Here is a 15547-nt window from a genome sequence, read left to right on the forward strand (position 1 = left end):
GAGCCATCAACATCGCTAAAAAATTTGAGAGGTGGATGAGCTATATGCCCATCCACGGGGCTGCAAGTGAACCAGCCCATAACCAGCCTAAGCTGGAAGCCCCATCCGTAAGGGTGGGGTAGTTCACCGGTACTCTGCCAAGACCATATGATAGAGGTTCAATAAGCAATGCTTGCACAATTGATAAGAATATCTTAGATAAAACATTAGAATTCGGAAAATGGAAGTGATTAGTTTCAAGTCATTCTGTGACTGGAATACCAAACGCTTCAATACTTGTGAAAGCTGATAATACTGAGGAAGTTTTATTAGATAGGAACATTAAAACAAGAGCGCGAGCGGATGCCACCTCCAGCTGTTAAAACGGTTAAAGACTTAATCTTTTGGCAATATACAAAGATAATCGCAGAGTCTGCAGGATTCGGTTAAGAGAAATTGGGGTTTTGTAATGAATAAGTTTAAACAATTGCAAAAAGGGGAGATGCTCACCATCAATAACTTTTACACTAAGGTTTTCATTAAAATCTTGTTTCTTAACGTTATTAAAAAAATAAAAGTGAGTATTTCAGCGTTGATCAATCTGCATGTATGGTTTATTGAGTTCTCCTATATAGTAAAGTCTGGGTCTGAGTAACCTATTGTTTGCTACGTATTCCATTATGTGCGATGACCATCCTGCAACTCGTGCTAACACAAATAGTGGTGTGTATAGGTCTATTGGTATCTTCATTCCATAGTATGGTATACCGCTCCAATAATCTACATTTGGGAATATTCCTCTATCTGCTAGCTTCTCAATTACTAATTTTTCAAGTTTTTCTGCTACTTCGTACAAAGTTTTCAGTTCTCCGCCGTACATGTCTGCAAATTTTTTCGAGTATTCTCTGAAAATCTTTGCTCTCGGGTCGTAGGACTTGTATACTCTATGTCCACATCCCATTATTCTTCTTTTTTGGGCTACTGCATTTTTAAACCATTCGTCAACTTTATCTGGCGACCCTATTTCTAGGAATTGTTTCATTGCTTCCTCGTTCGCACCACCGTGTAATGGTCCTCTTAATGCACCAATTCCTGCAACGATTGCGGAATAATAATCTGAGAGTGTTGAAGCGACAACTACACTTGCGAATGCTGACGCATTCATTTCGTGCTCTGCATAGAGTATGTTCGACACATCCATGGTCTTAGCCCATAATTCTGATGGCTTTTCACCATGTAGCATGTAGAGGAAGTTTGCTGAATGATCTAGTTTTAGATCGGGATCTATGACTTCTTTTCCTGTTCGTATTCTATGATAAGCAGCAATTATTGTCGGTATTTTTGCTGTCAGTCTAATGGATTTCCTGTACACTCCATCTAATGATAAATCACTACGTCCGGGATCTAAGTTACCTAGATACGATACTAGGGTTCTGAGAACTTCCATTGGGTGTGTGTCTTTGGGTATTTTTCGTATTAGTTCTATGACCTCTTTAGGTATTTCTCTATTCTCTTTTAACCAGCCTTTAAAATCTTCAAGTTCTTTTCTTTTTGGTAATCTCCCATAAAAGAGTAAATACGTGACCTCTTCATAAGTACTATACGTAGCTAGATCTTCAATACTATAACCTCTGTAATATAATCTGCTATTAAATCCGTCTATGAAGCAGATGCTTGATTCGTCCATATAAATGTTCTCAAGACCTTTATATATTACAGGCTTTTCTTGTGAGACCAAAATCTATCACCAAATACTTTTTGTTTATACATGTATATAAATATTTTGCTAATGAAAATACTTCAGAGTGATAATAAATATTTTCAAATTGAACGTGAAGCAAAAGATCAAAATAATAATGTAATACAAAATAATATTTCTTTCATTATAAGAAAGTCTGTCATCAAAAATCATAAATATCGCTAAAAATGACGATAGATTTAAAAGTTTCATTATAATATTTATGCATTAGAAGATTATGGTTATGGGAGCAAAAGCAGAAGAGAGGATTAAGAGATTATCTACTGGAGTTAAGGGTTTTGATGAGCTTATAGGTGGAGGTATTCCAGAAGGTTTCTTTGTTGCTTTAGTCGGAGAGCCTGGTACTGGTAAAACAATATTTTCAATACATTATATTGCTCAAGGTTTGAATGATGGTGATAAGTGTATTTATGTCACTACTGAGGAAAGCAAAGAATCAGTTATTAGACAAGCCCAACAATTTGGGTTTGATTTTACAAAATATATAAAAGATGGTAAATTAATCATGATCGATGCTTTAATGAAAGAAAAACAGGATGAATGGACTATTATTAATTTAAATGTTGACGAACTAATTCAGAAAATAATAGCTGCAAAACAGAGGTTAGGATATGGTAGGGCACGCTTAGTTATAGATTCGCTTTCGGCATTCTTCTTAGATAGACCTGCTATGGCTAGAAGAGATAGTTATAATGTAAAGCGTACATTATATAAATGGGGACTTACAGTATTAGCAACATCACAATATGCTATAACTACTGGAGAAGCATTCGGATGGGGGATTGAGCACATAGCTGATGGTATAATAAGATTCAGAAAAGCAATCAAAAATGGTGTATTAAAAAGATATATCATGGTCGAGAAAATGCGTCAAACACCGCATGATCTACACTTATGGGAGATTGAAATCATAGATGGGATAGGATTAGTGCTTTTAGAAAAAACTAATATGAGAGCAGAAGATTACGCCGCATCTAAATATTCGAAGAACACGTGAACACTCAATTTATTTTTGGTACCACTCTGTAACCAAAGTCAAGAAGATTCTCATTTCTAAGATACTCATTGTTTATCATCCTTTAGACTTCCTCAGCATCCCACATCAGAAGCGAGGAGTGTGTCATCACACTGTTAATGGTTTCCCAGAAAGGTGATTTCCTGAGCAAGCTCTATATTGATTATGCAGTATCCTTGTTCAAAAGCATTATCTAAACACTTACTTAAGCTTATTGACAATTCATCCCAGAACTAGAGTTCTATTTTCAGTCAAATTCTTTCGTAAGTGTTATTATTTTTAAACTAAATTAAATTATTTCCAATTTTTAAATAATTAAATAAAATTTCATGAAAATTTTTCTAAATAATTAGATTTTATCTTATGATCGAAAGTTATATATTTTCTAAGAACTAAAAATAAATGCTGACCGGAAAGCAAGCTTAATCCGAACGCAACACAAATCATCACCCGGCTGTAATCATCAACGGAAGGCCTGGAAATCCTGCGAAAGCAGGATGGAAGGGCTGGAAGTTGGTGAGATACCGCTGAGTGATGACGGTTGTTGTGTTTGGATTGGGCTTAGATCCGGTCAGCATTTCTTGTCATCATTTTTATTTAGCTTCATTCTTGTCAATCTCCACAGTTAAAGGAGATTCTTGCTTAAATAGACTTGATGTAATTTGTGTGAAAGAAGCTTTCGCTCTGAATCTAGCATCATCCATAGGCTGCTAAGTGATCAAGTCTGCCTCAATAAGGATTTAACATCTCTCTATTGAAATCCATACGCACCAAAATTACTGACTGCACCTTATTGACAATCTTATCCTGGTAAAAACTGTAAACTTTCTTGTCGATTCTTTTTGTAAATAAGAAACTAAATGAAAATTTAAGATTGGGGTTTATAAGGTTCATACTATTGTGTTTTGAACAGTAAGATTAAATTTAGTGTAATAGCTATCCTCCACCGATGATTGGGATTATGATTACTTCATCGTCGTTACTTATTTCTGTTGTAAAGTCAGCGTTTTTTCCGTTTACTAATATTATTGCTCGTTCCTTATCTGGTAGTTCTCCTATTATGTCTATGAGTCTTTTTGGTTTTTCTAGTTGAATTTCTATGAGCTCTTTGCCTAATATATATCTGAAAAAGCCTACTGGTTTGATTTTTGCCAAATTATCACCTCAGTTTTATGTATCTTGAAAGTTCTTGCGCGACGTTTTCTAGTCCTGAATTAATTAGAGCTTGTTTTGTTGGTATTCCATGTTCATCCCAGTTTCTTATTTCATAGTACCATGAAAGCATTTTATTGTAGTCATCATAAGATAACTTAACACCTTTCAACGGTCCCTTTGTTAGAGGTTCTTTAAACCATCGCGCAGGTGGATAATCTATTTCCCTACTCCACGAACCTCCGGATGCTATTGTCTCTCTTATCCAGTATGCTCTCATTAAGTTGTAAATTCTATCTGCTACTTTGAACATATCATCTAATGTCATGTCTATACCAGTGGCTGCTTTGAAGTATCCTGGATAGTTTTCGATCTCATATCCGAGTTCTACCCATGGGAATCTACATGCCACCAATGTTTCAAAGATTCCTCCTCGTATCCGTTGCATCCATATGAGTTTTTCTACCTTTTCTTTATTGACTGCAAAACGACCCATCTGTATTTCTGTTGATATGAACCATGCATCTTTGTGATGTGCGCCTATAGGTGATGTGCCGTAAGCTAATGCCATTCCTGGCGCGGCGTGACAATCATAGGCGGAGATTTCAAGACCTTTAACGTGCATTGCAAAATCCTCAGCTCCGTGACCTAATTTCTTACCAGCATTTCTTGTTCCTTCTGCCAGTAAATTACCTATACCTTTTCTATAAGCTATGTCTTTAGCTAATTCTATGGCTGCGATAGAATCTCCCCATTCCATTTTTTCGTCTATGAGATGTTTTTCTGATGCTTCCATGGCAAATCCAATTACGGAACCTAAACTTATAGTATCCATCCCAAGATCGTCTGCTATTTTATTCAGAACTGCTATTTTACTATAATCTCCTATTCCTATATTAGGGCCTAACATGCCCACATTTTCATAATCTATCTCTGCAACTACATCACCTTTTATAATCATTCCGCAAATCATGTTACATGAGGGGCATCCTTTTTGCCTGATTTTAATTTTTTCCATCGCGTAACCGTTAACATTATCAGCATCGTCAAAAATTCCCTCTCTAAAGTTATATGTTGGTAATACACTATTAGCTTGCGCCCACTCTACGGTAGCGACTGTTCCTTGTCGCATCCAAAATTGATAACCAGGTTTTTGCTTTACAGCCTTATAACCTTCGGTTCCTAGCCTATTAACCAAGTTTTTATCATAATACGGAAGATCTTCTGTACCTTTGAACGCAATGGATTTTAGGTTTTTTGAACCCATGACTGCCCCTATACCTGGTCTTCCACCGGATCGTCCGCCCTCTGATACAATTGTTGCAAATTTTACTAGGTTTTCACCAGCCGGTCCTATAGAGATTACACCAACAGTACCATGATTTTTTTTCAGCTTCTCTTCAGTTTCAATTGTTGTTAGACTCCAGAGATCGTCTGCCGGTAATAATTGAACTTTATCATTTTCTACGTAAATATATGTCGGTTTTTGGGCTTTCCCCTCAATGACTAATGCATCATAACCAGCTCGTCTCATATGATATGCAGCCATTGTGCCAATGTTACCATCACCATAACCACCCGTGAGTGGTGATTTTGCAGCCACTACCATTTTTCCACTACTAGGCATCGGTATCGTAGTAAGCGGTCCTGAAGCTATTATAAGCTTATTATCAGGTGAGAGTGGATTTGTACCAGGTGGTACTTCATCCCAAAGAATTTTGGCAGCGAATCCTCTGCCTCCGATATATTTTAATGCGAATTCCAGATCAAAAGTTTGTGTTTGCACCTTATTATTAGATAAATTGATCCTGAGTATTTTCCCACTCCAACCATACAAAGTTTAACACCAACATTAATAAGAGACTATTAAGATAAATCTTTTTCTTCCTTTAACTTTTCTAATGATACGTAATTGATAATTAGTTAAGTTTAATATTTGGAAATAAAATCTTATCATGGTGATAAAATGGTTGATTGGAGTGCAATATATAACTTTGTTCTAAATGGGACTATTTCAGGTATTCCTGTCGCTGGCTTTTCTTTATTTTCTTTCGTATTAGGTCTGGTTATTGGTTATTTATTGAGGAGGTTAATTAAGTTAGCCTTACTAGTTGGTTTTATAGTGATTATTGCTGGTTATCTAGGGTTCATAAATGTTTCCGAAGTAAAAAGTATGGCTCTGAAATATGGTCCTGATATTATTTCATATTTAGCGCTTATCATCGGAATAATACCAACGAGCTTAGGGTTAATAATAGGGTTAATAATAGGTTTCGTTTATGGATAACGCTTTACTTTGTTGAAAACATATTTTTGTCAACATTAACTATGTGAGATTTTCTGTTTATAAAATTTTAACCTATGATGTTTTACTGATTTCTTCTAATTGTCTTAGTATGTTGTCAATCCTGGTAAATATACGTTGTCGATCTCTCATATAGTTATTATATAACCTTGTGTACGTTTCTCTGGAAATTTTTCCAATACTTATCTGTCGTTCGAGTTCGTTAACGCTTGCTTTTATTGTTGTAAGTGTTGTGAAATAAGACTCAAGTTCTTTAAGCATATCACTAACTTTACTTCTCGTGTCTCTAATTTTTGAACTTAATGTTTTTATTTGACCTTCGATTGTTGCAAGTTCAGATTTTACAACATGCGATCTCTGCGTGTATATTGATTTTTTAATTTTCTTTAATTTATAATCTTCATCAAGTTTGTCCAATTCCTGTACTAATGATAATCGTTTGATGTAAAGCTCAGTTAAGTTGCTAATACCGCTAATTGGGACTTTTGTTATTTCTTCAGGTGGACGTGTTCTTAGTGATGCCCACAGATATAATGCTATAAATGCACCGCCAGAAATCCCTATCATCAGTATTATATTGAGTGTGTTTATGTAACTTACATACGATGCTAAGCGTGTAGTTCCCGAGATAGTCATGGTATCGAATGGTGTTACATTGTATTCTCTATAAATATATACCAGAGGGTTAGAAGCTTGATAGTCTGTAGGTGATGGTGTTAATGCTATATCTGTTGAACCTGGCGGAAATACTATCATTACAGTAAGATTGTCTATGGGAGCTATTAATCCTTGGAATATGTCTATTTTTAATTTTGTAATGTCATTCTCAGTTGTGGTCCACAATGTAAGATTTGATGGCTTAGATCTTATGATAAAATACGCTTTATCACTATTATTGAGCGAATATCTTAGTATCCATTTATTATCAGTAGTATTAAATGTAAAATCACCTAACTCATCTCCAAAACTTACAATTGTAAGTCCTTGAAGATTTGGAGCAAAATCGCTAATTTTAGTATACCCCAAGTATTTAACATAATATTTATCTTCTATGTTAATAGATCCTGACGGTGATATGGTAATAGTCCTTGCAAGAGACAATGCTCGAAACCATGCAGGATTTGTTACATTCGCGACAATTTGTTCAGCTACCAAATCTATTGGTTTTATGTGTGAGAAACTATATTCCGCGTAAATATTATTAATTGAAACACTAAACTTAAAGGATGGGATTTCCGGGTATGTGATAGGAGATCCTGCAGTTGAGATCCAGCTATTCTCATAATGTATTGTAGCATTAAAACTAGTTATTACATAGTCTAAACCGAGAGTTCTAGGTATTATAATTGTTAAATCAGACATAGGAGACAAGTAATATGCATAAGAACCTTCTATGAATGAATACTGTAATTTCAGAGGTGTATGCGCCTGAACTGTAGCATGTATAGTTATCTTTAAAGATGAATTGATGGAAGGTTCCACTGTAACTCTGGGAGTAATTGTAGTATTAGATAATAGTATTTTAAAATTATAGATTGACTTATAAATTTCATATGGTAAATAAAAGCTTACATCATTTACTGTATTATTAAATTCCAATTCGTCAACTACTACCATGTATCCTGACCTGGCCCACACATCACGCTTTATAGCTACACTTGTGTTAGATGGAGTTTGAGCATAAACAATCGTGTTAAACATTAGCACTATCAACGGAAGTATTATGAGGATTAAGATTAGCGCAGTTACTGTTTTTTTCACATCCCTCTACCTCTCACACAAATCAAGGAACACAAAAATAAATACTTTCTTTTGAAAAAGAAAGCTTTGCTAGAAAGCAGTTTTTTGCCCTTTTAACATTCTTGTTGATTTCATGTAAAACATGTTAAAGTTTTTAGAGATAGACATGTTTATTTGGTTTTGTTTCTCTAGTATCATGGTGGTTTAATAATGATAAAGGATGATGAACGATTAAAATACTATTCTGATGTGCCTAAGGAACTTCTTTTTATGCAACCGCTTAATATTAGAGCGAAGTCTGAAATCGATGTGTATAACGAGATAAAAAGTATACTTAAGAAGAATAAGGATATCCTATCGACACCTTCTTTTTTAGGTGGTGGCGTTTGGTGTCATTATGTTCCGCCGTTAGTAGATTATATTGCATCTTCGCCTGAGCTTCTTACTTCATATACGCCATATCAGCCGGAGATTTCTCAAGGTATTTTACAGATCTTATATGAATATCAGAGTATAATTTGTGATCTCACTGGCATGGATGTAGCTAATGCGTCAATGTATAATTGGGCTACAGCCACAGCGGAAGCATTTTTGATGTCTCTTAGAATCACTGGTAAGCATAAGGTTATAATTCCAAGGTATATGGCTCCTTGGAGAAAAAGAGTTATTAGAACGTATTTACGCCCACATAAGGTTGAAGTTATTGAGTATGGTATAAACGAAAGTGATGGTTTAATGAATCTTGATGAGATAAATAAATCGATGAGCGGGGCTGCAGCACTTTATGTTGAGAATCCATCGTTTTTTGGAATTTTAGATCCTAATGTGGAGGTTGCTGGAAAAATTGCGCATGAATTTGGTGCTCTTTATATTGTTGGTGTTGATCCTCTAACGTTAGGTATAATAAAACCTCCTGGAGATTATGGTGCTGACATAGTAGTTGGTGAGGGGCAGCATTTAGGTTCTCCGCCCAGTTTAGGCGGTCCCGCATTAGGTATAATTGCCGTGAAGGATGATATGAGATTAATAAGACAGCTGCCAGGGAAGATTATTGGACTTACTACCTCTCAGGATGGAAGTAAAAGAGGTTTTGTGATGGCGCTTCAAACCAGGGAACAGCATATAAGAAGGGAAAAGGCTACATCAAATATAACTACTAACGAGGCGCTGTTAGCCGTGAGAGCTGCAATCTATTTATCATTACTTGGTTCAACTGGATTAAAGAAACTTGGTGAACTAATTCTCGAGAGAACTGTAAAGTTAGCAACTATGCTATCTAAGATAGATGGCATTATATCACCATTGTTTAATGCACATTATTTCAGAGAGTTTCCGATTAATCTTCCTATTGATCCGAGCACTGTGAATTCTAAGTTGTTAGAACATGGCATAATAGGTGGTTTAGATGTGAAAAAGTTCTTTCCTGAGTTGGGGGATGTTATGTTACTTGCTACTACTGAACTTCATAATGAGATGCATTATGAAATGTTGGTTAATTCATTAAGTAAAATAGTGGGGGGTCTGCATAAATGACTTTTATTCAAGCTTCGTGGGATGAACCATTAATTTATGAAACTCGTCATAATGTTCCTATTAAAAGATGGTTTAATGAAACTCAGATTGATGTTAGTTCTTATGTTCCAAAGAATCTAATTAGAGCAAGTAGTTTGGAGTTGCCAGATTTACCAGAGGTGGAGGTTTCTAGGCATTACACTAGACTTTCAAGAATGAATTTTAGTGTTGATTTGGGAACTTATCCGTTAGGTTCGTGCACAATGAAGTATAATCCGAAAATTGGTGAGATGTTGACTTTGCTTGATGAGGCCAGATGGTTACATCCACTTCAAGATGAATCTACAATACAAGGTGCTCTTGAGATTATTTATAAGCTATCAAAATATCTTGAAATAATTACTGGAACTGATAAGGTTACGTTGCAACCTGCTGCCGGCGCGCATGGAGAGTTAACAGGTGTTCTGATTATTAAGGCTTATTATGAGGATCGTGGGGAGGGTGATATTAGGAATGAGATAGTGGTGCCGGATTCTGCGCACGGTTCTAATCCTGCTAGTGCTGCAATGGCAGGATTTAAGGTCGTTACTGTACCTACTGGGCGAGATGGTAATGTTGATCTGGATGCGTTAAAATCTGTGCTTTCAAATAGGACTGCTGGATTTATGATAACAAACCCAAATACTCTCGGTCTCTTTGAAAAAGATATTGCAGTTGTATCAAAAATGGTTCACAATGCTGGAGGCTTGATGTATTATGATGGAGCTAATTTAAATGGAATACTAGGCATTGTAAGACCAGGTGATATGGGTTTTGATATTGTGCATTTAAACTTGCATAAAACGTTTGCTACACCTCATGGTGGTGGGGGTCCCGGTGCTGGTGCTATTGGTGTTAAAAAGTTTCTTATTGACTATTTACCAGTTCCTATTGTTGAGTACGATGGAACAAAATACAAACTCAATTATGATGTTCCGAAAACGATAGGGGCTGTTCACGGATTTTATGGTAATTTTTTGGTTTTCATAAAAGCATTGGCTTACATTGAGATAATGGGCGAGGATGGATTAAGAGAAGTAGCACTAAGGTCGACTCAGAATACTAATAAATTTTTAGATCTAATTAGAAATATGAAAGGAATTGAAATACCCTATGATCCCAAGAGACCAAGAAAGCATGAATGTGCAATAAGTCTTAAACCATTAGAGCGAGAAACTGGTGTTAAAACATTGGATGTGGCTAAGAGGTTGCTTGATTATGGTTTACATCCTCCAACAATATATTTTCCATTAATAGTAGATGAATGTATGTTAATAGAATTTACTGAGACAGAGAGTGATGAGAGTGTGGAGAAATATGCATCAATATTATCAAAAATTATTGATGAAGCATATAAAGATCCGCAGATTGTTCTCACTGCACCTCACAATACTTCAATAAGAAGACTTGATGAAGCTAAAGCATCGCATCCAAAATCCATGGCTCTCTCGTGGAGAATGTTTAAAAAACGTGAAAAAGAGAGAGAAGGATAAAAACTTTAACCTGCTGTGGATGTAGTTTTTTTAATTCTATGCTGTGGTCCCTGCCATCTTTCGTAAAGATTATGCTCTAATCCTAATTGGTCTAATATTTTTCCTACGATAAAATCTATCATGTCTTGTAGTGTTTTAGGGTTGTGATAAAATCCTGGCATTGCTGGAAGTATTATTCCTCCAGCTCTCGCTACTATTAGCATGTTTCTTATGTGAATTGTTGTCAGCGGTGTCTCGCGTATAACAAGTATCAGTGGTCTTCTTTCTTTTAATGTAACATCAGCTGCTCTAAGAAGTAAATTGGATGTGTAGCCTGTTGCTATTCCAGCTAATGTTTTCATACTACATGGTATTATAATCATTCCATCAAATTTAAAGGATCCACTGGACATTGGTGCTGCAATGTCATTAATATTATAACTTCTTGTGGCTAAAGATTCAACTTCACTAATCTGATAACCTGTTTCTAGTCTTATTGTTTCTTTAGCAGCATTAGTCATAATAAGATGTGTTTCGATGTTTAAATCTTTTAGAACCTGCAAAAGTCTGATACCATAAATAACACCGCTAGCACCTGATATTCCAACTACTAATCTCACACCATATCATCCTCATAAGTTAGTTTTGATATGGCGATGGGAGATATGTGAGAATATTTATTTATTATATCTATTAATTGACCTTTTAGATAATGCGGGTAGGCTTCTGTAATATGAACTAAAACAAAATCTCCGATTAAGCTATCGTCATTACTATTCAAGATAACGACACGGTAGTCGTCAGTTCTGGCCTCTAATCCACCTTTGTCTCCTTTTCCTACTATTAATGCTCTGAGATCTTTGCCGATAAGTTTCATGTTTTTTTCAAGACTTATTCTGTTTACTATTTCAGTAAGATATCTAGTTCGTCTCTTTTTTATGTTATCGGGTAACTGTTTCATAATAGCTGCCTCGGTATGAGGTCGTATGCTATACTTAGCTATGTGCACTTTATCAAATCTTAATTTCTCAACAAGCCTCACAGTATTTTCGAATGCCTCTTCTGTTTCGCCAGGGAATCCTACTATGATGTCTGTTGCGATAAACATTTCCGGAACATATTCTCTAACCAATCTTATCATATACTCATATTCGTGCACAGTGTAATATCTTTTCATTAATCGAAGAACGTTATCATCACCGCTTTGAACTGGCATATGTATGAAGCTGTAAATTCTTTGATCTAATTTATATACATTTAATAAATCTTTTAAAATATTTCGAGCTGTCATGGGATTAAACATGCCAACTCTAATTCGATACTCGCCATTAATTTTTAACAATGTTTTAAGCAATTCTGGTAGCCGAAATCCATTTTCAACACCGTATGCAGCGGTATCTTGGCCAGTTAAATATATTTCTTTAGCACCTCTTTCAACAGCTTGCTTCATCGCATTGAAAAGAGAACCAGGTCTATAACTAAAGACATTACCGCGTGCAATTTTTGTTACACAGAACGTACATGACCATGTGCAGCCAGATTCAATAGGTAATATGTAAGTTATACCTCCATTGTATTCTGGAATTATTTCATTAGTTCGTGTGCTATGTCCAATTAAAATTTTTGATGAATCGTTCTCTATGACATTAACTATTTGATTTATGTTTGATGGACCTACTATTATAGCTTCAGGGCTTGCCAGTGATATTAATGATGGTGATGTTTTTGCTAGGCATCCAGTAATGACGAATTTCTGATCCCTACGTAACATTGTTCTTAATGATCTTATTCTTGATATCATGTTTCGTTCCGTCTCCTCTCTAACTGAACATGTGTTTACTATTATTACGTCAGCATCTCTCACATCGTTAATGACAGTCCATCCTTTAGCTATAAAACTTTGTTCAATATATTCACCATCAGCTACATTAAATGCACATCCATAGTTCTCTATGTAAATTCTACCAGCCATAAAGTTTCATGAATAGAATAAAAACAGAGACATATATAGATGTCACTCACTAAAAAAATTACAGAGTAATTCGACAAGAAAGCTTAGAACTTCAGTTCTAGATGAATTGTCAATAAATTAAACATTTGATTGTTGTATCAATGTTTGAGCAAAGATGAGACTATATGTTCCATTCAAGAGGCTAGTTTGACCAGCCCTTAACTCGGTACGATGAAGCACGAAACTGAAAAACCGAGAATCTCCCGACTTTAGTTGATGAGAGTGTCAATAATAATACATACTAGAATTAACAGACTTTCTTGTTAAGCTTTTTGTGATCTTTATTTTAGTAACCGAAATTGTTGAAAATTTCTTGTGCAGCTTTTATGCTCACTCCAAAATCGATATGGTAACCGAGTGTTTTTAGGCTTCTCTCTAATGCTGAGAGTGTTGATATTATATCATTAACATTTACAGAACCCATGTGCCCGATCCTGAAGATTTTTCCAGAAAGTTCTCCTAGGCCTCCAGCTATTACTATATTACGGTTCATCATTTCCCTGCTTAAATCTGGGAATTTTACATTGTCGGGGAGCCAGATAGCTGTTACTGTGTCTGATCTGTATTCTTTCTCAGCCACTATCTTGAGACCTAAACTTTCAATACCTTGTCTTAAGGCTTCAGCCATTATCTGATGTCTTTTATAACGTTGTTCAAGGCCTTCATAAAATATTCTCCTTAAAGACTCATTAAGTCCATATATCATGTTAACTGGCAACGTGGAATAGTAATTTCTAACGTCTCGCATTGTAGCCAACCATTTACGACCATTAAAGTAAAACAACTCATCCGGGCTTTTCTCTATGGTTTCTACAGCTTTTTTACTTAAACCAATTATTGCTAATCCTGGTGGTACTGCCAAAGCTTTTTGTGACGCAGAAAGACATACGTCAATATTCCAATTCTTCATGTCAATATTCATTCCACCAAGTGATGCAACTGCGTCAACTATGAAGAGAGTATCGGTTCCCTTAAGACTTTCACCAATCGTTTTAATATGATTGGCTACACCCGTTGATGTTTCAACATGTTGAACAGTTACAAATTTTATCTTCTCTCTTTCAACAACATCTCTTATGTTATCACCAGAAAATCCTTGTCCGATTTTAGATTTAATCTGTATTGAAGTGCCACCTCTGTAGATTGTAGCTTTAACAAAATATTCCCCAAAATATCCAGATATTAGGTTTAACACTTTATCTCCAGGTTTTACAAAGTTTGCTATTGAAAATTCCATTGCTGCTGTACCTCCTCCAGCTATTACAACAACTTCTCCATCGGCATTCAATAGCTTTTTTAAATTATCCAGAGTTCCACTCATTATTTCTCCAAATTCTTTCGACACATGAGAAATTGTTGGTTTCGCTAAGTTTAGAAGTGTGCTAGCATCTGAGAATGTTGGTCCAGGTATCATAAGAAGAAAACGTTCATCCATACCATACACCAGGTAAATATAAAAGTATAGCTTAAAATACTTTTATGAGATAATTTCATAATAGGTGATGAACGTATGACGGTTAATACAGTGTTCATAGGTTTTGGTAATGTTGGTAGAGAACTAGCAAAACTTTTACTCGAGAAAAAGGATAAGGATTTAAGTATAAGTAATATAAAGATAAAAAGCATTACGACTTCAAAAGGTTCAGCAATTCTCGATGATAACTGGAGTAATAAACTTCAAGATATTATTAACAAATATTCAATGGGCATCTTTACCGATTTCTCGAAGAACATCGATATTGAGGATATTATAGAGAGTGTTTCACCAGATTTAGCTTTCATTACGATACCACCATCATACTTCACAGGTGAACCTAATTTAAGTATTTATAAAAAACTTTTAGATAATGATGTGAACTTTATAACTGCTGATAAGACTGGTCTTGCGTTAAACTATTCTGATCTTCTTAGAAAAGCTAAGAAAAAAAGACTCTTTATAGGTTACAGAGCAACAGTGATGGCTGGTACACCAGCAATAGATGTTATGAGAGGTCTTAGAGGTAGAGCTGTAAAAAGTATTAGATCAGTGTTAAATGCAACAACAAATTATATATTAACATTAGTGGAGAATGGTTTTAACTACGAAGATGCTATTAAAAAAGCTATTGAAGAAAAACTTGCTGAACCCGATCCAAGGATAGACATAGATGGCTATGATGCCAGCGCAAAACTCGTAATACTGATCAATACGCTTGGATATAACTTTAGCATTAACAATGTAGTGCGAAAGTCATTGGTCACTATAAATGAGACTATTGTAAGATCAAGCAAAAAGAAGGGTACTCCTGTTAAGTATGTAGCTTCAGCAGATTTAGAAAAAAGTGTATTAAGTGTAGCACCTGAGGTTCTAGACTCTAACGATCCATTAGGTAATGTTTCGGGTAATTATAACGCGCTAGTTATCAACATAGATAATGGACAGATTGTATTAAAAGGTTTCGCTGGACCTGCATGGGTAACAGCTAGAACAATGTTTACTGATTTTCTTGAATATTTAGAAAATGTTTGAATCAAAGTTAATGGCTTGTTTAAGTACTAACTATGAAATTAAAAGTCCAAGAAA

General features: G+C 35.4%; 12 protein-coding genes. 5 read left to right on the forward strand and 7 right to left on the reverse strand.

Translation table 11 applies throughout. The annotated features are described in order from the left end of the window. Positions 1-565: 565 nt before the first annotated feature. Complete coding sequence (locus tag QW128_05420; GenBank protein MEM3833019.1) at positions 566-1717, reverse strand: citrate/2-methylcitrate synthase; 1152 nt, start codon at positions 1715-1717, stop codon at positions 566-568. A 244-nt stretch (positions 1718-1961) separates the two neighbouring features. Between QW128_05420 and QW128_05425 the strand changes: the two genes are divergently transcribed. After that, complete coding sequence (locus tag QW128_05425) at positions 1962-2735, forward strand: KaiC domain-containing protein (GenBank protein ID MEM3833020.1); 774 nt, start codon at positions 1962-1964, stop codon at positions 2733-2735. A 954-nt stretch (positions 2736-3689) separates the two neighbouring features. Here QW128_05425 and QW128_05430 read toward each other — a convergent pair. Together QW128_05430 and QW128_05435 are read right to left on the reverse strand one after the other, a co-directional pair. Then, positions 3690-3908, reverse strand: coding sequence for a MoaD/ThiS family protein (locus tag QW128_05430; GenBank protein ID MEM3833021.1), 219 nt, complete (start codon positions 3906-3908; stop codon positions 3690-3692). A 4-nt stretch (positions 3909-3912) separates the two neighbouring features. Beyond that, positions 3913-5742 (reverse strand): aldehyde ferredoxin oxidoreductase family protein, encoded by a 1830-nt coding sequence (locus tag QW128_05435; protein ID MEM3833022.1) that lies wholly within the window; start codon positions 5740-5742, stop codon positions 3913-3915. 129 nt (positions 5743-5871) lie between these two features. On the opposite strand from QW128_05435, the gene QW128_05440 reads away from it, so the two are divergent. Further along, positions 5872-6192: a hypothetical protein gene (locus tag QW128_05440; GenBank protein MEM3833023.1), complete on the forward strand. Its 321-nt coding sequence runs from the start codon at positions 5872-5874 to the stop codon at positions 6190-6192. A 72-nt stretch (positions 6193-6264) separates the two neighbouring features. Here the strand turns inward: QW128_05440 and QW128_05445 are convergent, their stop codons facing one another. Then, complete coding sequence (locus tag QW128_05445) at positions 6265-7971, reverse strand: hypothetical protein (protein MEM3833024.1); 1707 nt, start codon at positions 7969-7971, stop codon at positions 6265-6267. A gap of 189 nt (positions 7972-8160) precedes the next feature. Between QW128_05445 and gcvPA the strand changes: the two genes are divergently transcribed. Next, positions 8161-9483 carry an aminomethyl-transferring glycine dehydrogenase subunit GcvPA gene (gene gcvPA / locus QW128_05450; protein MEM3833025.1) on the forward strand — a complete coding sequence of 441 codons (1323 nt, stop codon included), beginning with the start codon at positions 8161-8163 and terminating at the stop codon, positions 9481-9483. Then, a complete protein-coding gene (gene gcvPB, locus QW128_05455) occupies positions 9480-10994 on the forward strand; it encodes an aminomethyl-transferring glycine dehydrogenase subunit GcvPB (GenBank protein MEM3833026.1) in 1515 nt (504 codons plus the stop codon). The genes gcvPA and gcvPB overlap by 4 nt, the downstream gene beginning before the upstream one ends. Before the next feature lie 5 nt (positions 10995-10999). On the opposite strand, the gene QW128_05460 is transcribed toward gcvPB, so the two are convergent. The 3 genes from QW128_05460 to QW128_05470 form a co-directional block, all read right to left on the reverse strand. After that, positions 11000-11593 (reverse strand): UbiX family flavin prenyltransferase, encoded by a 594-nt coding sequence (locus QW128_05460; GenBank protein MEM3833027.1) that lies wholly within the window; start codon positions 11591-11593, stop codon positions 11000-11002. Beyond that, complete coding sequence (locus QW128_05465) at positions 11590-12945, reverse strand: tRNA (N(6)-L-threonylcarbamoyladenosine(37)-C(2))-methylthiotransferase (GenBank protein MEM3833028.1); 1356 nt, start codon at positions 12943-12945, stop codon at positions 11590-11592. Before QW128_05465 ends, QW128_05460 begins: the two co-directional genes overlap by 4 nt. 325 nt (positions 12946-13270) lie before the next feature. Then, positions 13271-14419 (reverse strand): alanine--glyoxylate aminotransferase family protein, encoded by a 1149-nt coding sequence (locus QW128_05470; GenBank protein MEM3833029.1) that lies wholly within the window; start codon positions 14417-14419, stop codon positions 13271-13273. A 75-nt stretch (positions 14420-14494) separates the two neighbouring features. Here QW128_05470 and QW128_05475 point away from each other — a divergent pair, with 75 nt between their 5' ends. Then, positions 14495-15493 carry a hypothetical protein gene (locus tag QW128_05475; GenBank protein ID MEM3833030.1) on the forward strand — a complete coding sequence of 333 codons (999 nt, stop codon included), beginning with the start codon at positions 14495-14497 and terminating at the stop codon, positions 15491-15493. Positions 15494-15547: the final 54 nt, after the last annotated feature.

The organism is Thermoprotei archaeon, assembly GCA_038881895.1.
Taxonomy (GTDB): Archaea; Thermoproteota; Thermoprotei; order Gearchaeales; family WAQG01; genus JAVZOV01.